This is a genomic window from Pseudomonas sp. GW823-FHT06E10, assembly GCF_058794995.1.
In genome coordinates this window covers 83,499-102,315 of sequence record NZ_JBXAHJ010000004.1, presented here as the reverse complement: position 1 = coordinate 102,315, position 18,817 = coordinate 83,499, and the positions used below count along the sequence as shown (strand labels likewise).

Genomic DNA, 18,817 nt, shown 5'->3' with positions numbered 1-18,817 from the left:
TGGTTTAATGCGCGCCTTTTTCATCCCTGCCCTGTCTTCGCTTCAAGGATATCCCGTACATGATTGAGCCCCGCGCAACCAAAGTCCTGGTCATTGGTTACGTCTGGCCCGAGCCCCGCTCTTCCGCGGCCAGCGGGCATGTCATGCAGATTCTCGACGTTTTCCTGGACCAGGGCTGGGACATCACGTTCAGCAGCCCGGCAGGCTTCGGCGAGCAACGTGCGGACCTGACAGCGTTGGGTATTGACGAAGTACCTATCGAGCTGAACAACAGCAGTTTCGACGCATTCATCAGCGAACTGGCGCCTGACATCGTGTTGTTCGATCAATTCATGATGGAGGAACAGTTCGGCTGGCGGGTCGAGAAGCATTGCCCCGATGCCTTGCGCGTGCTCGAAAGTTGCGACCTGCAAAGCCTGAGGCTGGGTCGGCATCAACGCCTCAAGGAGCGTTTGAAGGCCAGTGACGACAACAATGACTTCAACGAACTGTTCGCCCCGGCGGCGCGCGAAGAGTTCGAACACATGGCTGATACCGATCTGGCGAAGCGCGAGATCGCCTCATTTTATCGTTGTGATTTGACGCTGATGGTTTCCGAAGTGGAAGTCGAATTGCTGGTCGAGCAGTTCAGGTTTCCCCGCAACCTGTTGCACTGGTGCCCGTTGATGGTCGATGTTCCGTCCCGTGCATCGGTACCGTTCGAAGAGCGGGCACACTTTCTTCATATCGGTAACTTTCGCCATGCGCCCAACTGGGATGCGGTGCTCTGGTTGAAAAGTGCTATCTGGCCGTTGATTCGCGAGCAGATACCCGGCGCTCAATTGCATATCTATGGTGCCTACACTCCACCCAAGGCGACTGCCCTGCACAACCCGGCCCAGGGTTTTCATGTGATGAACTGGGCAGAAGACGCCCTGCAAGTCATGTCGTCGGCGCGGGTCTGTATGGCACCGCTGCGTTTTGGGGCGGGAATCAAAGGCAAGATTGTCGATGCGATGCTCTGTGGCACGCCGAATGTGACGACGCCAGTGGGTGCCGAGGCGATGCATGGTCAAGAGGCATGGCCCGGTGCAGTGACCCGTTCGGCACGCGAGTTCGCCGATCATGCCGTGCAACTGCACAACGACAAGACGCGCTGGCTGGACGCCCAGGCCCACGGGAAAACCCTGCTTGCCAGTCGCTACCGAAAATCCGTTCATGGCCCGGCCCTGATCCAGCGGCTGGTCGATTGCCAGCAGAATCTGGCAAACATAAGACGAGATAACTTTACCGGCAGCATGCTGCGTCATCACCAGCACAAGAGCACTCAATTCATGGCGCAATGGATTGAGGCGAAGAACCGGCTGAATCAGGAGTAGCCCACTTTTCTTGTGCAATACATAGTTACCGCCATTGCTGTGCCCGACCGGTTAATCTGACCGCTTCACACCCAATGGATGGGGTGATTCGCACAAGGAATGGCCATGACCAGCAATACGCGTGGTTTGCTCGACAAGCAAACCTGGATGAGCAGCACCCTCGAAATCAATCAACTCAAACTCACCGATATCGTCTGGCCTGGCGTGCATAACGCCGGAATGGACAAAAAAGCGCCCAACCACGATGCGGTGCTCGGCCATTGGACGATTTGTCAGAACGACACTTTTTCCTGGCAACTGGCCAACGGCGCCCGCGCCTTTGATATCCGTCTGGGCTACACCGCCGGTGCGGCTCGATCGGGCTTCTACTTTCACCACAACGGCTTTCGCTCGCACCGCGCCCTGGACGATCTGATCGACGCGGTACTGCTGTTCCTTGATCGAAACCCGGACGAATTTATCGTGCTGGACTTCCATCAACTGGCTGATGGCAATAAACCTTTCGATCATGAAAGGTTCAGTGACTGGCTCGTGCGACGTCTAGGGCTGCGGGCCGTCCTTCCAGGCGACAGATTCAAAACGGTTGGAGAACTCAAAAGTGCGAGCCCACATCGCCGGGTGATCATGGCGGCACCCGCCCTGTCGGCGCTCGATGGCGAGTACTTCTGGCCTCGCATCCCGCACAAATGGCGCGACAACGCGTTCTCCGCCCCCGCCGAGCTGCAACGCTACATCGCGCAAACCCTGGAAGATGCGCCCTACGAAACCTTCCTCTGGTCACTGTCCGCGACCACCTACTCGCTGCTCGGCGGACCCGGAAATATCAAGCGGCAGATCAACGACTGGTTCGACACCACGAGAAACTGGGTCACGCGTTGCAGCATCATCAGCACCGATTTTTTCGACGAGTCCGACATCGTTCGTTATTGCTGGAGCGCCACCAGCATGAAAGCGGTTTACGGCCGTGCCTTGCACGAACAGACGTACCGGCGGTAGTAGCGCTATCCATCCGGCAAGAGGCATGATCGGGGCGGGATAACTACACAAGCGCCCTGACATGACCCGTACCGCCAGAGTCACCGATCCTTCCTATGAGTTGATGGACGACCACAACGGCTTGTCCATCATCTATCGCCAGCACGGTTTCCCCTGCCCTCTGGTGCGCTGGCATTTCCACAAGGAATACGAACTGCACCTGATCGTCGCCAGTTCCGGCAAGGTGTTCATCGGCGACTACATCGGCAACTTCTATCCCCGGACATTGTTTCTCACCGGCCCCAACCTGCCCCACAACTGGATCAGCCAGGTGGCCGAGGATGAAGTGGTGCCCAAGCGTGACATGCTGGTCAATTTCACAGACGAGTTGTTCGACAGCGGCTATCAGGTGTTCGCCGAACTCAAGGCCCTGGCACCGCTGCTGGAGCGCGCGCAGTACGGCATCGAGTTTCGCTGCAAGCACACCATCGACAAGGCGATGGACCTGATGCAGCGCATCGCCGATACCACCGGTATGACCCGGCTCGGGCACTTTTTCATTCTGCTGGAGTTGCTCGCGGCCACCGACGACTACCAATTGCTCTCTGGTGCCACGACCCCACAACTGGCGGACGAGCACAACATCGATCGCACCAACCGCGCGGTGGATTACATTTTTGCCCACTACGCCCGGGACTTGACGCTGGAAGAGGTCGCCGAGCACCTGGGCATGAAGCCGACTTATTTCAGCCGGGTATTCAAGCAGGCCACCGGGCGCAATTTCATCGAATTCGTCAATCGCCTGCGCATCAGCAAGTCCTGCGAGTTGCTGGCCGATGGCGACAAGCCGGTGACTGACGTCTGCTTCGAATCGGGCTTCAACAATATTTCCAACTTCAACCGGCGCTTCCAGCAGCTCAAGGGCATGACGCCTTCGCATTACCGGCGGCTGGTGGTACAGCGGTTGACCGAGCAAAACCTGGGTTGAAGACACGCCTCAAATTCCTGTGGGAGCGAGCTTGCTCGCGATGAGGCCGTGTCAGTCGACATTTATTAACCTGATACACCGCCATCGTCGGATCGCCGCCCGGACCAAGCTCGCTCTCACAGGTACAGCGTTACCCCCTGAAACCTGTACGGATTCAATACCCCTCCTTCGCTGAAAAGCCCTTCCCTGCGTCTACCCCTCAAAACTTCAGTGCAAAAAAGTATCGATTGAAGTGCGATGGATGATTTGTCTCGCCCTCGATTGAAGGATGTAATCAGCGCACATTCTTCCTGCCTTCGGAAGACACAAAAACAATAACTGTCCTTCTGTAGCCCGCCGGCTGCAGAAAAGGAGTGCACGATGCAACCTTCGGTAAAAGCCCTGCTTGCCCTCACCTGCATGACCCTCAGCAGCGTCAGCCTTGGCGCACAGACCCTGACCATCGCCACCGTCAACAACAGCGACATGATCCGCATGCAAAAGCTCTCGAAAACCTTCGAGGCCGAGCATCCGGACATCAAGCTCAATTGGGTGGTCCTCGAAGAAAACGTCCTGCGCCAGCGCCTGACCACCGACATCGCCACCCAGGGCGGGCAATTCGATGTGCTGACCATTGGCATGTACGAAGCGGCACTCTGGGGCGCCAAGGGCTGGCTGGAGCCGATGAAGGATTTGCCGGCTGGTTATGCCCTCGACGACGTGTTTGCGTCGGTGCGTGAAGGCCTGTCTGTCAAAGGCCAGCTGTACGCCCTGCCGTTCTACGCCGAAAGCTCGATCACCTATTACCGCACCGACCTGTTCAAGGACGCCGGCCTGACCATGCCCGAGCGCCCGACCTGGGAGCAGATCGGTGAATTCGCCGCCAAACTGAACAAACCCGAACAGGAACAGTACGGCATCTGCCTGCGGGGCAAGGCCGGCTGGGGTGAGAACATCGCGCTGATCAGCACCGTGGCCAACGCCTATGGCGCGCGCTGGTTCGATGAAAAGTGGCAGCCGGAATTCAACGGTCCCGAATGGAAAAACGCGCTCAACTTCTATGTCGACACCATGAAGAAATCCGGCCCGCCGGGGGCGTCGAGCAACGGTTTCAATGAAAACCTGGCGCTGTTCAATAGTGGCAAATGCGCGATCTGGGTCGATGCCAGCGTCGCCGGTTCGTTCGTCACCGACAAGTCCCAGAGCAAGGTCACCGATCACGTCGGCTTCACCTATGCGCCGCATCAGGTCACTGACAAGGGCTCGGCCTGGTTGTACTCCTGGGCACTGGCCATTCCGACCAGTTCCAAGGCCAAGGACGCAGCGAAAACCTTCAGCGCCTGGGCCACGTCCAAAGAATACGGCGCACTGGTCGCGGAAAAAGACGGCATCGCCAACGTGCCGCCGGGCACCCGAGCCTCGACCTACAGCGAGGCGTACATGAGTGCCGCGCCGTTCGCCAGGGTCACGCTGGAATCGCTCAAGGCCGCGGACCCTAGCAAACCGGGCACCAGACCTGTGCCGTACATCGGCATCCAGTTGGTGACCATTCCCGAGTTCCAGGGTATCGGCACCCAGGTCGGCAAATCCTTCTCGGCGGCGCTGATCGGCCAGACCACGGTCGACCAGGCGTTGGCGGCGGCCCAGCAAACCACCGAGCGCGAGATGAAGCGCGCGGGTTATCCCAAGTAACCGGCAGTAGCCTGCCCCTGTTCCCCGTGGGAGCGAGCTTGCTCGCGATGAGTCCATGACATTCACCAGTGATGTCGGCTGACAGATTGCTATCGCGAGCAAGCTCGCTCCCACAGTTGATCTTCATTGCCTGTACCCATTCGGTTTAACACCATGAATACATCGACTGCAAAAGCTCACATGGACATTGCCCAGCCGCAGCGCAAAAGCCGCGTGGCCAATCCCGGCTGGTTTCTGGTCAGCCCTTCGGTGGCATTGCTACTGTTGTGGATGATCGTACCGCTGGGTATGACCGTCTACTTCTCGACGATTCGCTACAACTTGCTCAACCCCGGCGAGAACGAGTTCGTCGGCCTGGAAAACTTCACCTACTTCCTCACCGACTCCGGCTTTCTGCCCGGCGCCACCAACACGCTGTTGCTGGTGGGCAGCGTGCTGCTGATCAGTGTGGTATTCGGCGTGCTGATCAGTGCATTGCTGGAGGCCAGTGAGTTTTTCGGTCGCGGCATTGTACGGGTGATGCTGATCTCGCCGTTTTTCATCATGCCCACGGTGGGCGCACTGATCTGGAAGAACCTGATTTTCCATCCGGTGTCGGGGATTCTCGCCTACGTCTGGAAGCTGTTCGGCGCGCAACCCGTGGACTGGCTGGCGCACTACCCGCTGCTGTCGATCATCATCATTGTCTCGTGGCAATGGCTGCCCTTCGCGATCCTGATCCTGATGACCGCCATGCAGTCCCTCGACCAGGAACAGAAAGAAGCCGCGCGCCTGGACGGTGCCGGGCCCATCGCGATTTTCTGGCACCTGACCCTGCCGCACCTGGCGCGGCCGATTGCGGTGGTGGTGATGATCGAAACCATCTTCCTGCTCTCGGTGTTCGCCGAAATCTTCACCACCACCAACGGCGGTCCCGGCTACGCCTCGACCAACCTCGCCTACCTGATCTACAACCAGGCGCTCGTGCAGTTCGATGTCGGCATGGCCTCGGCGGGCGGCCTGATCGCCGTGGTCATCGCCAACATCGCCGCGATCATCCTGGTGCGGATGATCGGCAAAAACCTGACCGACAAAGCCTGAGGCCTGCCATGACTCTTCAACAATCCCGTCGTTTGCAAAGCCTGCTGCTCGGTACGTTGGCCTGGGCCATTGCGATCCTGATCTTCTTTCCGATCTTCTGGATGGTACTGACCAGTTTCAAGACCGAGATCGATGCCTTCGCCACGCCGCCGCAGTTCATCTTCATGCCGACGCTGGAGAACTACCTGCACATCAACGAGCGCAGCGACTATTTCAGTTTCGCCTGGAACTCGGTGGTGATCTCCTTCAGCGCCACCGCGCTGTGCCTGCTGATCGCGGTGCCGGCGGCCTACTCCATGGCGTTCTACGAAACCCGGCGCACCAGAGGCACGCTGCTGTGGATGCTCTCCACCAAGATGCTGCCGCCGGTGGGCGTGCTGATGCCGATCTATCTGCTGGCCAAGAGTTTCGGCCTGCTCGATACACGGATCGCGCTGATCGTCATCTACACGCTGATCAACCTGCCGATCGTGGTCTGGATGATTTACACCTACTTCAAGGACATCCCCAAGGACATCCTCGAAGCCGCGCGGCTGGACGGCGCAACGCTGGCACAGGAGATGCTCCGGGTGTTGCTGCCCATCGCCAAGGGCGGCCTGGCATCCACGGTGCTGCTGTCGTTGATCCTGTGCTGGAACGAGGCGTTCTGGTCGCTGAACCTGACCTCGTCGAAAGCCGCACCACTGACCGCATTGATCGCCTCGTACTCAAGCCCCGAAGGGCTGTTCTGGGCCAAATTGTCGGCCGTCTCGACCCTGGCCTGTGCGCCGATCCTGATCTTCGGCTGGATCAGTCAGAAACAACTGGTGCGCGGCCTGTCGTTCGGCGCCGTGAAATGAATACCGCTAACCGAATGCGACTCCTGTGGGAGCGAGCTTGCTCGCGATAGCGGTGGGTCAGTCAGCATCAATGCCGACGGATACACCCTCATCGCGAGCAAGCTCGCTCCCACAAAAAAGCCCACCTGGTTCAACTGAATAAAAACAAACGGAGGCCCATCACCATGGCCAACCTGAAAATCAAGAATCTGCAAAAAGGCTTCGAAGGCTTTTCCATCATCAAGGGCATCGACCTTGAAGTGAACGACAAGGAGTTCGTGGTATTCGTCGGCCCGTCGGGCTGCGGTAAATCCACGCTGCTGCGGCTGATCGCCGGGCTGGAGGAAGTCAGCGGCGGCACCATCGAACTCGACGGCCGCGACATCACCGAAGTGAGCCCGGCCAAGCGCGATCTGGCGATGGTGTTCCAGACCTACGCCCTGTACCCGCACATGAGCGTGCGCAAGAACATGTCGTTCGCCCTCGACCTGGCCGGTGTGGCGAAAGCCGAAGTAGAGAAGAAGGTCAGCGAAGCGGCGCGCATCCTCGAACTGGGGCCGATGCTGGAGCGCAAACCCAAGCAACTGTCCGGCGGCCAGCGCCAGCGCGTGGCGATTGGCCGGGCCATCGTGCGCAACCCGAAAATCTTCCTGTTCGACGAACCGTTGTCCAACCTCGATGCCGCCCTGCGGGTGCAGATGCGCCTGGAACTGTTGCGCCTGCACAAAGAACTGCAAGCCACGATGATCTACGTGACTCACGATCAGGTCGAAGCGATGACCATGGCCGACAAAGTGGTCGTACTCAATGGCGGCAAGATCGAGCAAGTCGGCTCGCCGCTGGATCTCTATCACCAGCCAGCCAACCTGTTCGTCGCCGGTTTCCTCGGCACACCGAAAATGGGGTTCCTCAAGGGCAAGATCACCCGCGTCGACAGCCAGGGCTGTGAAGTGCAACTCGACGCCGGAACCCGCGTCAGCCTGCCCTTGGGCGGCAGGCATCTGAGCGTCGGGAGTGCGGTGACGCTGGGTATTCGCCCAGAGCACCTGGAACTGGCCAAACCCGGCGACTGCGCCTTGCAGGTCACCGCCGATGTCAGCGAGCGCCTGGGCAGCGACACCTTCTGCCACGTCCGGACGGCATCCGGCGAAGCCCTGACCATGCGCGTTCGCGGCGATCTGGCCAGCCGCTACGGTGAAACCCTGAGCCTGCATCTGGATGCGCAACACTGCCATTTATTCGATGCCGACGGCGTGGCGTTGACCCGCCCGTTGCGCGTCGCTGCCTGATTTCAGAGAGCCTGCGATGAAATTGAACCAACTCAACCTCAACCGCCTCGCCCCTGAAGTGGTCCTGCCCGCCTACGCTCTGGGCGAGACCCGCCAAGGTATCGCGCACATCGGGGTCGGCGGTTTCCACCGTGCCCATCAGGCGTACTACACCGACGCCTTGATGAATACCGGTGAAGGCCTGGACTGGGCCATCTGCGGTGTCGGCCTGCGCGCTGAGGACCGTCGCGCCCGTGACGATCTCAAGGATCAGGATTATCTGTTCACCCTGTTCGAACTCGGCGATAGCGACGACACCGAAGTGCGGGTGATCGGCGCCCTTCGTGACATGCTGCTGGCCGAGGACAGTGCCCAGGCATTGATCGACAAGCTGGCCAGCCCCGAGATCCGTATCGTCTCGCTGACCATCACCGAAGGCGGGTACTGCATCGACGACAGCACCGGCGAGTTCATGGCGCACTTGCCGCAGATCCAGCATGACCTGGCGCACCCTGGCGCACCGAAAACCGTGTTCGGCTTCCTGTGTGCCGCACTGGCCAAGCGCCGCGCCGGTGGCACACCAGCCTTCACCCTGATGTCCTGCGATAACCTGCCGCACAACGGCGCCGTCACCCGCAAGGCCCTGCTGGCCTTTGCCGCCTTGCACGACAGCCAGTTGCGCGACTGGATCGACGCCAACGTCAGTTTCCCCAACGCCATGGTCGACCGCATTACACCGATGACCAGCACCCTCCATCGCCTGCAACTGGCGGACCGGCATGGCGTGGACGATGCCTGGCCGGTGGTCTGCGAACCCTTCGCGCAATGGGTGCTGGAAGACAGGTTCGTCAACGGTCGCCCGGCCTGGGAAAAAGTCGGCGTGCAATTCACCGACGACGTCACGCCCTACGAAGAAATGAAGATCAAGCTGCTCAACGGCAGTCATCTGGCGCTGACGTACCTGGGATTCCTGAAGGGTTACCGCTTCGTCCACGAAACCATGAACGACCCGCTGTTCGTGCGTTACATGCGCGCCTACATGGACCTGGACGTGACGCCACAGCTGCCGGCGGTGCCGGGAATCGACCTGGCCGAGTACAAGAACACCCTGGTGGCGCGGTTCTCCAATCAGGCGATTGCCGATCAGCTTGAACGGGTGTGTTCGGACGGTTCGTCGAAGTTTCCGAAATTCACCGTACCGACCATCAACCGTTTGATCGCCGATGGCTGCGATACCCGGCGCGCGGCGTTGGTGGTGGCGGCGTGGGCGCTGTATCTCAAAGGCGTGGATGAACAGGGCGAGACCTACACTATTGCGGATCCACGGGCGGCGTTCTGCCAGGCGCTGGTGGCCGATGATGTGCTGATTACCCAGCGCTTGCTGGCGGTCGAGGAGATTTTTGGTACGGCCATTGCGCGCTCACCGGAGTTTGTCGCGGCGTTTGAGTGGTGCTGCAACAGTTTGCGCGAGGTTGGGGTGTCTCGGACGTTGGAACGGGTGCTGGCGTAAGTCCTGCGGTGGACCTGCTGCCGCCTTCGCGAGCAAGCCCGCTCCCACAAGGAGTTTTGTGCCCTGTGGGAGCGAGCTTGCTCGCGAAGGCGGCCTGACAGGCACCGGGGATAGTGAATCCAGACTTGTATCTAGCTGACGACCAGGAATACTGCATGACAACCCGACAACTCTTCCTCGGCATCGACTGCGGAACCCAAGGCACCAAAGCCATCATCCTCGACTCGGCCAATGGTGAAGTGCTCGGTCAGGGAGCCGCCAGCCACAGCCTGATCAGCGGCCCCGATGGCCGCCGCGAACAGGACACCCAGCAGTGGCTGGAAGCCTTCGCCACCGCCACTCGCCGCGCATTGCTCGCGGCCAAAGCCAATGGCCAGTCGATCCTCGGCATTGGCGTGTCCGGCCAGCAACACGGCCTGGTGCTGCTCGACGATCAGGGCAAGGTGTTGCGTGCGGCTAAACTCTGGTGCGACACCGAAACCACCCCGGAGAATGATCGACTGCTGGCCCACCTGGGTGGCGAAAAGGGTTCGCTGAAACGCCTGGGCGTCGTCATCGCGCCGGGCTACACCCTGTCCAAGCTGTTATGGACCAAAGAGCAGCATCCCGAAGTGTTCTCCCGGATCGCCCGCATCTTGCTGCCCCACGACTACCTCAACCATTGGCTCACTGGCCGCAGTTGCAGCGAATACGGCGATGCCTCGGGCACCGGGTATTTCAATGTGCGTACGCGCCAGTGGGATTCGCAATTGTTGCGTGACATCGACCCCAGCGGGCGCCTGCAAGCGGCGCTGCCGGAGCTGATCGCCCCCCATCAGGCGGTCGGCACGATTCTGCCAGGCATCGCCGAGTATCTGGGCATCAACCCTCGGGCACTGGTGTCCAGTGGCGGTGGCGACAACATGATGGGCGCCATCGGCACCGGCAACATCCAGCCTGGTGCAATCACCATGAGCCTCGGCTCGTCAGGCACGGTGTACGCCTACGCCGATCAGCCGAACGTCGCCACGGATGCCGCCGTTGCCACGTTCTGTTCTTCCAGTGGCGGCTGGCTGCCTTTGATCTGCACCATGAACCTGACCAATGCCACCAGCCTGATTCGCGAACTGCTGGACCTCGACATCGATCAATTCAACGACCTCGTTGCCCAGGCGCCAATCGGTGCCGACGGTGTGTGCATGCTGCCGTTCTTCAATGGCGAACGCGTGCCCGCCCTGCCCCATGCCAGCGCCAGCCTGTCGGGCCTGACCATGACCAACCTGACCCGGGCCAACCTGTGCCGCGCGGTGGTCGAAGGCACGACGTTCGGTTTGCGTTACGGACTGGACCTGCTACGCCGCAATGGCTTACAAAGCCGCAGCATTCGGCTGATTGGGGGTGGGTCAAAAAGTGCGGTCTGGCGGCAAATCGTCGCCGACACCATGAATACACCGGTGATCTGCACCGAACAAAGCGAGGCCGCAGCCTTGGGCGCGGCGATTCAGGCGGCCTGGTGCGTATCCCGGGCGAACGGGCACGAAGACAGCCTGGCGCAACTGTGCGAGCGCTGCGTAAAACTCGACCCGGCCAGTGAAACCCTGCCGGTCGCCGACAATGTGCAAGCCTGTCAGCAGGCGTATGAACGCTATCAACAGCATGTCGCAACCCTTTGAAGAGTGAACAACTATGTACCTGGTGTGTGGCGAAGCGCTGTTCGATTTTTTCAGTGAAAACGACGCCAGTGGGCTGGCGTCCAAAGTGAACTTCAAGGCCATTGCCGGTGGCTCGCCGTTCAACGTGGCGGTGGGTTTGCGCCGCTTGGGCGTGGACGCGGCGCTGTTGGCCGGGTTGTCCACCGACTATTTGGGCCGGCGCCTGCTGCAAGTGCTGCAAGATGAGGGCGTGTGCCTGGACTACCTGCTGGAGTTTGCCGCGCCGACCACCCTGGCAATGGTCGCCGTGGGGGCCAATGGCTCGCCGCAGTACAGCTTCCGTGGCGAAGGTTGCGCGGATCGACAATTGCAACCGGAGCACCTGCCGACACTCGGGTCTGAGGTACGCGGCCTGCATATCGGCTCGTTTTCCCTGGTGGTGCAGCCGATTGCCGACACGCTATTGGCATTGGTGCGCCGGGAAAGCGGCAAGCGCCTGATCAGCCTCGATCCGAACGTGCGCCTGAACCCGGAGCCGGACATCGACCTGTGGCGTAAACGAGTCGCGACACTGGTGGAACTGGCCGACCTGATCAAGGTCAGCGACGAGGACCTGCATCTGCTGTACCCCGGCCAGGACCCGGCCCAAGTGATCCAGGGCTGGTTGCAGCACCGCTGTCAGCTGGTATTCCTGACCCGGGGCGGCGAAGGCGCGACCGTATTCAGTCGGGCACATGGTTCGTGGTCCACCCCCGCCTCTACGGTAAAAATCGCCGACACCGTGGGCGCGGGCGATACCTTTCAGGCGGCGCTGATTACCTGGTTGACCGAACACCAGCTGGATTCGGTGGAGGGCGTGAAGCAACTGGGCCGCGAGCAGATCGACCGCATGCTGAAGTTCGCGGTGCGGGCGGCGGCACTGACGTGCAGCAAGACCGGGCCGGATTTGCCTTATCGCAAGCAACTGGATGTGCGCTGAATTCTAGGGCCTCTTCGCGAGCAGGCTCGCTCCTACAGTGTTGCGGGTCGTTCACAACATTTGTGTCGACGCTCGGGCATTGTGGGAGCTTGCTCGCGATGACTTTCTATCAGGCGCCCGATGGTCTTAACTGATATACAGGATCGCGCATCCGCGACAGGCGGTGTTCAGCCGGGTTAACCCTCGCTTAACCGTGCGATCCAACACTTCACTGGACCGCACGCCCTCAGACTGTTCTGACGCCCAGTGCGGCAAGTTCGACAAGCGACACATCGAACTGACATTCCGTCCGCACCGGAGATCGCTGATGAACACTCGCACCCTGCTGGTTACCGCCGCCCTCACCTGCACCGCGTTTGCCGGCCTGGCTCAGGCCAATGACACCACGACCTCTCAAGCCGTGCCCTATCACTACGGCATGCCATTGCATGTCAGCAAAGTGATTTCACTGACCGAGCCGGACACCCTGGAGTGCAAGGTGGTGAAGGCCGAGATGAAGTACATCGATGACACGGGAAAAACCGCAGAAATTTCCTACCGTAAACTTTCCGACGCTTGCGAGAACCAGGGCTGACCGAAAAATCTGATTTGGTACTTGGCAGTATTCCTTTGAGGGTCGCGGCGCTATGCTCTAGCGCCTCCCTCTCTGCCCGCAAGGATTCGCCATGCAGTTGTCGTTTCGCACGCTGTCGTTGTTTTGCGCCGCCCTATGTCTTTTGCTCAGTCTGGTCTGGGGTCTGACACCGCAATGGTTATTGTCGTTCTGGGATATCGAGTTTTCATTCGCGGTGGGGTTGGTCGCGCGACGCACCGCCGTGCTGTTTGGGGCGTTAAGCGTGTTCTCTTTTCTGGTTCGCAACGCCCCTCCTTGCGCAACCCGCAATGCGCTGAGCCTCGGCTTCGTCGTCGGCTGCTGGGGATTGGCCGTGCTGGGTTTTGCCGAATGGCTCAACGGCCATGTCGGGCCGGGCATTTTACTGGCGGTCGGGTTTGAACTGGCGCTGGGCCTGGCGTTCTTCCAGACCCGGCGCGTGCCCCTGGAACCCGAAACAGCAGACTAGAGTGCTTTGCCCAGCATAGAGTGCGGTTCGACCTCTACGTGATGCTGCCTGGAACGCAGTTGGGCAATCAGCTCGTTGATTTCCCGACAACCATTGAGCCCGGAAGCATCGATGCCGGTGACCAATAGATCGAGCTGATCGGTTTGCCCGTCTGCATAGACCTTGACGGTCATCGACAGGTCCGGTGACAGCGTGCACTGGCAGCGCTTGGGCAGAAAACTGCTTTCGATGATATTGCGAATTTCCAAGGCAGAAAGAAACATGGCAACTCCCTCCTTTGTGAAACGGCCCGACGATCAATGCTTGCTCATTTGAAATCCCGGCAAGCTTCAAGGGCACCTACAGCATAAAACATACCTTGATTTTCGTGGTGCAGTTCATCGGCACTTCAAGGATTTAGACGAATCACCTTAAACCTGCCATGCGGTTTGCAATGAACGCCCCTGGCGACCCTGCAATTTGCACGCGGGGGATCCCGGGTTTGCATTCACTGCACACGACAGTGAAAATGCCGCCCTTCACTTCAAGCAAGGAGGCATCATGAATTCTTTGACCGTTAACGCTTGCACAGCGCTGTTCGCACTGGGGCTTGCCGGCGTTGCTCACGCCGCCAAACTCGAAGACACCGCACCCTATCCGAAGGCCGAAAGCGGATTTACCCGCCAGGTGATTCACCTCGCGCCACAGACCCGGGAAAGCGACTTCCAGGTCGAGATCCTGGCCGGCAAGACGATGACCGTCGACTGCAACAACCCGCGCCTGGGCGGTATTCTCGAGGAGAAGAACCTCGAGGGTTGGGGCTATCCGTTCTATCGCCTGGAAAAAGTCATCGGACCGATGAGCACGTTGATGGCCTGCCCGGGCGGCACGAGCAAACAGGGTTTTGTACCGGTGGTCGGTGACGGCTTCCTGCTGCGTTACAACAGCAAGCTGCCGCTCGTGCTGTACGTACCCAAGGACATCGAAGTGCGCTATCGGATCTGGTCGGCGTCGACCAAGGTCGAGAAAGCCATTCAGGAATAACCCGGCCATCCGGCGGCCCCTCGCGGCGCCCGTTTGCGGCGTCCGCTGTCGACCTGCCCAGGCATCATGCCGGGGCGCCACTCAACGCGGCGCGCTCGGCCACGTGCCCCAGACTATCGAAATTGATGTTGGCACCCGAGTCGATCGCCACCAGGGTCTGCCCCAATGCACCGGTCTGCGCGACGTACCTCTTGATCCCGGCCACGGCCAGCGCACCGGAAGGTTCGGTGATCGAGCGTGTATCGTCGTAGATATTCTTGATTGCGGCGCAAAGTTCATCGTTACTGACCGTCACCACGTCATCGACGCAAAACCGGCAGACCTCAAAACCGTAAGCGCCGATCTGCGCCACCGCCACCCCATCGGCGAAGGTGCCGACGCTCGGCAACACGACCCGTTCGCCGGCATGCATCGCCGCTTGCAGACACGCGGAATGTTCCGACTCGACGCCAATGACGCGAACTTCCGGCCGCAAGTATTTGACGTAGGCGGCGATACCCGCGATCAGCCCCCCGCCACCCACTGGCACGAAGATCGCATCCAGCGGCCCCTGATGCTGGCGCAGGATTTCCAATGCCACCGTGCCTTGCCCCGCGATCACCTCCGGGTCGTCGAAGGGCGAAACAAAGGTGCGACCGGTTTCCCGGGCCAAATCCAGCGCAAAGGCCAGTGCGAACGGAAAGCTTTCGCCGTGCAACACCGCATCGGCGCCCCGACTGCGCACGCCGATGACCTTCAACTGCGGCGTCGTGCAGGGCATGACGATGGTGGCGTTGATCCCCAACTCCCGCGCCGCCAGTGCCACGCCCTGCGCATGATTGCCCGCAGAAGCCGTGACCACGCCGCGGGCCTTTTGCACCTCGCTCAGTTGCACCAGCTTGTTGTAGGCACCGCGGATCTTGAAAGAAAAGGTCGGCTGCAAGTCTTCGCGCTTGAGCAGGATCTGGTTGCCCAAGGCTTCGGACAAGGCCGGTGCCGGTTGCAAAGGCGTGCGCACGGCCAGCTCATAGACCGGCGCGGCAAGGATTTTTTTCACGTAGCCTTCAAGCAAGGCCTGTTGATCGGTTGTGAAACTCATCGTCGTCTCCTGACATTGATCGGGGCCCGGGAGACAGAAAGTAAAAACCCGCCTCGAGGGCGGGTTGGGTGCTGCAGTCGTGAGCTAGCCCGCCAAATGAGGAATGGCGGTAATAATGCTTGGCTGGCAGCGCAATACGGTGGAAGTCATGGCTCGAAATTAGCCGGACGTTGATGGCAAGTCAATGGCAAGTTTGCGGTGGTCGCTATAGGCTACCGGTTCTATTCATTGCCCAAGGAAGGAAAACATGAAGGCCATTACCCTGCCCCTTATCGCCTTGATCGCTTTTGCCGGCTATACGGTTTCAGTGATGCTCCAGGCCGAACAATCGCTGATCGATTTCGGCATCAGCCTGATGTCACGCCCGGATACTGCGCAAGTGGTGATCGATCTTTACCTGCTGGCGACGCTGGCAGCGATCTGGATGTACCAGGATGCGCGAAAGCGCGGGCAGTCGGCGGTTTCGGTGGTGCCATATCTACTGATTACCGCTGTGTTCGTGTCGATTGGGCCATTATTGTATCTGGTGGTACGTGGGTTTCAGAATCGAAAGCGTTCAGTTGCCGCGACTCGACAGATCTGACCGACCTCCCGTAATGAGGTTTAAATTGCAATCGCGAGCAAGCTCGCTCCTACACGAGACTTGAAAAACCGATGCCCTGAAACTCAATACCCGTTCTGCAGCCGCTCACTATGGCGGCTGCAGGACAAGCCCACGGCTGGTTACTTCAAACCCACCTTGTACAACCCGCCGTTCTCCTCATCGGTCAAAACATACAAGTATCCGTCCGGCCCCTGCCGTACGTCGCGAATGCGTTTTTTCAGCTCCCCGAGCAAGCGCTCCTCGTGGATCACCTTGTCGCCATCGAACTCCAGGCGGATCAGTTCCTGGCTGATCAGCGCGCCGACAAACACGTTGCGCTGCCAGACCTTGAAACGATCGGCATCGTAGAACGCCATGCCACTCAGGCCCGGGGACTTTTCCCAGACATGATTCGGGACAAGGGTGCCTTCGGCGATTTCACCCTTGGCTTCGGGAATCGGTTGACCGGAGTAGTTGATGCCATGGGTCGCCAGCGGCCAGCCGTAATTCTTGCCGCGCTCGATGATGTTGATTTCATCGCCGCCCTGAGGGCCGTGTTCGTTTTCCCACAGCGTGCCGTTCCACGGGTTGAGCGCGGCGCCTTGCGGGTTACGCTGCCCGTAGGACCAGATCTCCGGGCGCACGTTGGCCTGGCCGACAAAGGGGTTGTCCTTGGGCACAGTGCCATCCGGGTAGATTCGCACCACTTTACCTTGCAGCTTGTCGAGGTCCTGGGCGGTCGGGCGGTCGTTGTTTTCCCCCAGGGTCACGAACAGATAGCCGTCGCGATCAAACACCAGCCGCGAGCCAAAATGGTTGCCCACCGAGAGCTTGGGTTCCTGACGCAGGATCACCTGGAAATCCTTGAGCGCCGTCATATCGTCGGAGAGCCGGCCGCGGCCCACCGCCGTGCCGGCCTTGCCGCCCTGACCGCCACCTTCGGCATAGGACAGATAGACCATCCGGTCCTGCTTGAAGTCGGGCGACAGCGCCACGTCGAGCAATCCACCCTGCCCCTTGGCCCAGACCGTGGGTACGCCATTGAGCGGTGCGGACAACTTGCCTTCAGCGGTCACCAATCGCAGGTTGCCGGGCCGTTCGGTCACCAGCATGCCTTTGCTATCCGGCAGGAATGCCAGGGCCCAGGGGTGCTCCAGCCCCGTCACGATGGGGGTGACCTCAAGGGTGCCATCTTCGCTTTTCATCGTCTGGGCCGGTGCGGCAAGCACAGGGACAGCGGCGCTGATCAATACGCCGGCACAGAGGGTTGCCAACAGGCTTTTACGCAACATGCAGGATTCCTTTTCTGATGGAAATGGGACTTGGTGAAAAGTAGCGGGCAGACGTCATGCCTGCCACTCAACGGTTGCTGCTACCAGTGTCTCGAGGCGGTGGATTGGGAATGAATTTCGGTGGGCTGGCGGGCGCTGTCCGGTCGGGGTAGCGATTACCAATGCCACCGTTGTCCAGTGTCGGCGGGCGCGGGACCGGCACGGTATTGGGTCCTCGTATGGCCGGGGTGCTGGGTTGGGTGCCTTGCATGCTGTTGGGATTGGCCCGGCGAATCGGACTGTTATAAGGGTTGTTGTTGGTGCTGCCCGGCAGGTTCTGGGCCAACTGCAACGAAGCAGAGACGTCGGCCTGGACCAAGGAGCCAAGTACGCCACTCAAGGCCAGTGCAATGGCGCCAAACACGTATCGGTTCATGGGGGTGCCTCTCTGCGTCCGCGTGGGTAAGGACTTCGATACCACGCTACGCCCGAGGTTCGGATTTGTTAACCAAAAACTCCCCGTCACGATCTGGCACCCGGTTGATCCGGCGGGGGAACCGGCGCGCAGACCACAGAAACTTTTGCAAAGGACCGCAGGTCACCTGAACATCACTCGCGAGTAGACGACCATGGCACGGGCAATCTGGAAAGGCGCAATCAGCTTCGGACTGGTGCACATCCCCGTGGCGCTGGTCTCCGCAACGTCCTCCCGAGGCGTCGATTTCGACTGGCTCGACAGCCGCAGCATGGACCCGGTGGGCTACAAGCGTGTCAACAAGGTGACGGGCAAGGAAGTCACCAAGGAGCATATCGTCAAGGGCGTGCAGTACGAAAAGGGTCGGTACGTGGTGCTCAGTGAAGAGGAGATCCGTTCCGCTCATCCGCTCTCGACCCAGACCATCGACATTTTCTCCTTTGTCGACGGCAAGCAGATTCCCTTGCAGAACATCGACACGCCTTACTACCTGGCTCCCGACAAACGCGGCGGAAAGGTCTATGCACTGCTGCGCGAAACCCTGAGCAAAACCGGCAAGGTCGCCCTCGCTCGCGTGGTCTTGCATACCCGCCAGCACCTGGCCGCATTGATGCCGCTGGAATCGGCACTGGTCCTGGTGATGCTGCGCTGGCCGGCCGAGGTGCGAAGTCTCGAAGAACTGGCGCTGGGCAGCGAAGTGACCAGCCCCGAACTGGCCAAGGGCGAACGGGACATGGCCAAACGCCTGGTGGAGGACATGAGTGCCGAGTGGACGCCGGACGACTATCGGGACGGCTTCGAAGACAAGATCATGGCCCTGGTGGACAAGAAGGCCCGTGAAGGCAAGATCGAAGACGTCGAAACCGCTTCTGGTGAAGAGGAGCGCAAAACGGCGGATGTCATTGACCTGACCGAACTGCTCAAGCGCACCTCGGCAGCGGTAAAGCAGCGTCCAGGCCGAAGGCGGGCAGCAAACCGCTTGCCAGGAAGAAAGTCAGTAAGTGATCCGTTGGATGTCCCGGACTGCTCGCGAAGCCTTGGTACGCTA

At 60.0% G+C, this 18,817-nt stretch carries 18 protein-coding genes and 1 pseudogene; 15 read left to right on the top strand and 4 right to left on the bottom strand.

What is annotated here, in order from left to right; genetic code table 11:
* Window positions 1-59: 59 nt before the first annotated feature.
* The 12 genes from AC1Q6Y_RS08345 to AC1Q6Y_RS08290 all read left to right on the top strand — a co-directional run bounded on the left by AC1Q6Y_RS08345 (window position 60) and on the right by AC1Q6Y_RS08290 (window position 13,339).
* Window positions 60-1,358, top strand: a complete 1,299-nt coding sequence (locus AC1Q6Y_RS08345; protein WP_492624362.1) for a glycosyltransferase — start codon at window positions 60-62, stop codon at window positions 1,356-1,358.
* A gap of 105 nt (window positions 1,359-1,463) precedes the next feature.
* Window positions 1,464-2,354: a phosphatidylinositol-specific phospholipase C domain-containing protein gene (locus tag AC1Q6Y_RS08340; RefSeq protein WP_492624361.1), complete on the top strand. Its 891-nt coding sequence runs from the start codon at window positions 1,464-1,466 to the stop codon at window positions 2,352-2,354.
* A 61-nt stretch (window positions 2,355-2,415) separates the two neighbouring features.
* A complete protein-coding gene (locus AC1Q6Y_RS08335; protein ID WP_090455307.1) occupies window positions 2,416-3,321 on the top strand; it encodes an AraC family transcriptional regulator in 906 nt (301 codons plus the stop codon).
* Between the two features lie 360 nt (window positions 3,322-3,681).
* Complete coding sequence (locus AC1Q6Y_RS08330; protein ID WP_057714766.1) at window positions 3,682-4,992, top strand: ABC transporter substrate-binding protein; 1,311 nt, start codon at window positions 3,682-3,684, stop codon at window positions 4,990-4,992.
* A gap of 153 nt (window positions 4,993-5,145) precedes the next feature.
* Entirely contained in the window at window positions 5,146-6,072 is a 927-nt protein-coding gene (locus AC1Q6Y_RS08325; protein WP_046042047.1) for a carbohydrate ABC transporter permease, read from the top strand.
* 8 nt (window positions 6,073-6,080) lie between these two features.
* Window positions 6,081-6,911 carry a carbohydrate ABC transporter permease gene (locus tag AC1Q6Y_RS08320; protein WP_492624360.1) on the top strand — a complete coding sequence of 277 codons (831 nt, stop codon included), beginning with the start codon at window positions 6,081-6,083 and terminating at the stop codon, window positions 6,909-6,911.
* A gap of 164 nt (window positions 6,912-7,075) precedes the next feature.
* Window positions 7,076-8,179, top strand: a complete 1,104-nt coding sequence (locus AC1Q6Y_RS08315; RefSeq protein WP_057714764.1) for an ABC transporter ATP-binding protein — start codon at window positions 7,076-7,078, stop codon at window positions 8,177-8,179.
* 16 nt (window positions 8,180-8,195) lie between these two features.
* Window positions 8,196-9,668, top strand: a complete 1,473-nt coding sequence (locus AC1Q6Y_RS08310) for a mannitol dehydrogenase family protein (RefSeq protein WP_492624359.1) — start codon at window positions 8,196-8,198, stop codon at window positions 9,666-9,668.
* Window positions 9,669-9,823: 155 nt separating this feature from the next.
* A complete protein-coding gene (xylB, locus tag AC1Q6Y_RS08305; RefSeq protein WP_492624358.1) occupies window positions 9,824-11,320 on the top strand; it encodes a xylulokinase in 1,497 nt (498 codons plus the stop codon).
* Window positions 11,321-11,333: 13 nt separating this feature from the next.
* Window positions 11,334-12,278, top strand: coding sequence for a carbohydrate kinase family protein (locus AC1Q6Y_RS08300; protein WP_492624357.1), 945 nt, complete (start codon window positions 11,334-11,336; stop codon window positions 12,276-12,278).
* A gap of 307 nt (window positions 12,279-12,585) precedes the next feature.
* A complete protein-coding gene (locus AC1Q6Y_RS08295) occupies window positions 12,586-12,852 on the top strand; it encodes a DUF2790 domain-containing protein (RefSeq protein ID WP_218495713.1) in 267 nt (88 codons plus the stop codon).
* 91 nt (window positions 12,853-12,943) lie between these two features.
* Window positions 12,944-13,339, top strand: a complete 396-nt coding sequence (locus AC1Q6Y_RS08290; protein WP_340311983.1) for a hypothetical protein — start codon at window positions 12,944-12,946, stop codon at window positions 13,337-13,339.
* Here the strand turns inward: AC1Q6Y_RS08290 and AC1Q6Y_RS08285 are convergent.
* Window positions 13,336-13,602 carry a DUF1652 domain-containing protein gene (locus AC1Q6Y_RS08285; protein ID WP_057714758.1) on the bottom strand — a complete coding sequence of 89 codons (267 nt, stop codon included), beginning with the start codon at window positions 13,600-13,602 and terminating at the stop codon, window positions 13,336-13,338. The two genes, AC1Q6Y_RS08290 and AC1Q6Y_RS08285, sit on opposite strands and share 4 nt — an antisense overlap.
* A gap of 277 nt (window positions 13,603-13,879) precedes the next feature.
* On the opposite strand from AC1Q6Y_RS08285, the gene eco reads away from it, so the two are divergent.
* On the top strand, window positions 13,880-14,362 hold the full coding sequence (gene eco, locus AC1Q6Y_RS08280) for a serine protease inhibitor ecotin (protein WP_090455325.1): 483 nt from the start codon (window positions 13,880-13,882) through the stop codon (window positions 14,360-14,362).
* 64 nt (window positions 14,363-14,426) lie between these two features.
* On the opposite strand, the gene ilvA is transcribed toward eco, so the two are convergent.
* Window positions 14,427-15,440 carry a threonine ammonia-lyase, biosynthetic gene (gene ilvA / locus AC1Q6Y_RS08275; protein ID WP_492624356.1) on the bottom strand — a complete coding sequence of 338 codons (1,014 nt, stop codon included), beginning with the start codon at window positions 15,438-15,440 and terminating at the stop codon, window positions 14,427-14,429.
* A 247-nt stretch (window positions 15,441-15,687) separates the two neighbouring features.
* On the opposite strand from ilvA, the gene AC1Q6Y_RS08270 reads away from it, so the two are divergent.
* A complete protein-coding gene (locus AC1Q6Y_RS08270; protein ID WP_407515511.1) occupies window positions 15,688-16,023 on the top strand; it encodes a DUF2834 domain-containing protein in 336 nt (111 codons plus the stop codon).
* Between the two features lie 140 nt (window positions 16,024-16,163).
* On the opposite strand, the gene AC1Q6Y_RS08265 is transcribed toward AC1Q6Y_RS08270, so the two are convergent.
* Window positions 16,164-17,315 carry a PQQ-dependent sugar dehydrogenase gene (locus AC1Q6Y_RS08265; RefSeq protein ID WP_057714755.1) on the bottom strand — a complete coding sequence of 384 codons (1,152 nt, stop codon included), beginning with the start codon at window positions 17,313-17,315 and terminating at the stop codon, window positions 16,164-16,166.
* Between the two features lie 67 nt (window positions 17,316-17,382).
* Window positions 17,383-17,730, bottom strand: coding sequence for a hypothetical protein (locus AC1Q6Y_RS08260; protein WP_057714754.1), 348 nt, complete (start codon window positions 17,728-17,730; stop codon window positions 17,383-17,385).
* A 193-nt stretch (window positions 17,731-17,923) separates the two neighbouring features.
* On the opposite strand from AC1Q6Y_RS08260, the pseudogene ku reads away from it, so the two are divergent.
* Window positions 17,924-18,774: pseudogene (gene ku, locus AC1Q6Y_RS08255) on the top strand (non-homologous end joining protein Ku).
* Window positions 18,775-18,817: the final 43 nt, after the last annotated feature.

Bases quoted from the DNA above. Each gene is read 5' to 3' on its own strand.
- AC1Q6Y_RS08345 (WP_492624362.1), top strand. From the start codon at position 60: ATGATTGAGCCCCGCGCAACCAAAGTCCTGGTCATTGGTTACGTCTGG.
- AC1Q6Y_RS08340 (WP_492624361.1), top strand. From the start codon at position 1,464: ATGACCAGCAATACGCGTGGTTTGCTCGACAAGCAAACCTGGATGAGC.
- AC1Q6Y_RS08335 (WP_090455307.1), top strand. From the start codon at position 2,416: ATGACCCGTACCGCCAGAGTCACCGATCCTTCCTATGAGTTGATGGAC.
- AC1Q6Y_RS08330 (WP_057714766.1), top strand. From the start codon at position 3,682: ATGCAACCTTCGGTAAAAGCCCTGCTTGCCCTCACCTGCATGACCCTC.
- AC1Q6Y_RS08325 (WP_046042047.1), top strand. From the start codon at position 5,146: ATGAATACATCGACTGCAAAAGCTCACATGGACATTGCCCAGCCGCAG.
- AC1Q6Y_RS08320 (WP_492624360.1), top strand. From the start codon at position 6,081: ATGACTCTTCAACAATCCCGTCGTTTGCAAAGCCTGCTGCTCGGTACG.
- AC1Q6Y_RS08315 (WP_057714764.1), top strand. From the start codon at position 7,076: ATGGCCAACCTGAAAATCAAGAATCTGCAAAAAGGCTTCGAAGGCTTT.
- AC1Q6Y_RS08310 (WP_492624359.1), top strand. From the start codon at position 8,196: ATGAAATTGAACCAACTCAACCTCAACCGCCTCGCCCCTGAAGTGGTC.
- xylB (WP_492624358.1), top strand. From the start codon at position 9,824: ATGACAACCCGACAACTCTTCCTCGGCATCGACTGCGGAACCCAAGGC.
- AC1Q6Y_RS08300 (WP_492624357.1), top strand. From the start codon at position 11,334: ATGTACCTGGTGTGTGGCGAAGCGCTGTTCGATTTTTTCAGTGAAAAC.
- AC1Q6Y_RS08295 (WP_218495713.1), top strand. From the start codon at position 12,586: ATGAACACTCGCACCCTGCTGGTTACCGCCGCCCTCACCTGCACCGCG.
- AC1Q6Y_RS08290 (WP_340311983.1), top strand. From the start codon at position 12,944: ATGCAGTTGTCGTTTCGCACGCTGTCGTTGTTTTGCGCCGCCCTATGT.
- AC1Q6Y_RS08285 (WP_057714758.1), bottom strand. From the start codon at position 13,602: ATGTTTCTTTCTGCCTTGGAAATTCGCAATATCATCGAAAGCAGTTTT.
- eco (WP_090455325.1), top strand. From the start codon at position 13,880: ATGAATTCTTTGACCGTTAACGCTTGCACAGCGCTGTTCGCACTGGGG.
- ilvA (WP_492624356.1), bottom strand. From the start codon at position 15,440: ATGAGTTTCACAACCGATCAACAGGCCTTGCTTGAAGGCTACGTGAAA.
- AC1Q6Y_RS08270 (WP_407515511.1), top strand. From the start codon at position 15,688: ATGAAGGCCATTACCCTGCCCCTTATCGCCTTGATCGCTTTTGCCGGC.
- AC1Q6Y_RS08265 (WP_057714755.1), bottom strand. From the start codon at position 17,315: ATGTTGCGTAAAAGCCTGTTGGCAACCCTCTGTGCCGGCGTATTGATC.
- AC1Q6Y_RS08260 (WP_057714754.1), bottom strand. From the start codon at position 17,730: ATGAACCGATACGTGTTTGGCGCCATTGCACTGGCCTTGAGTGGCGTA.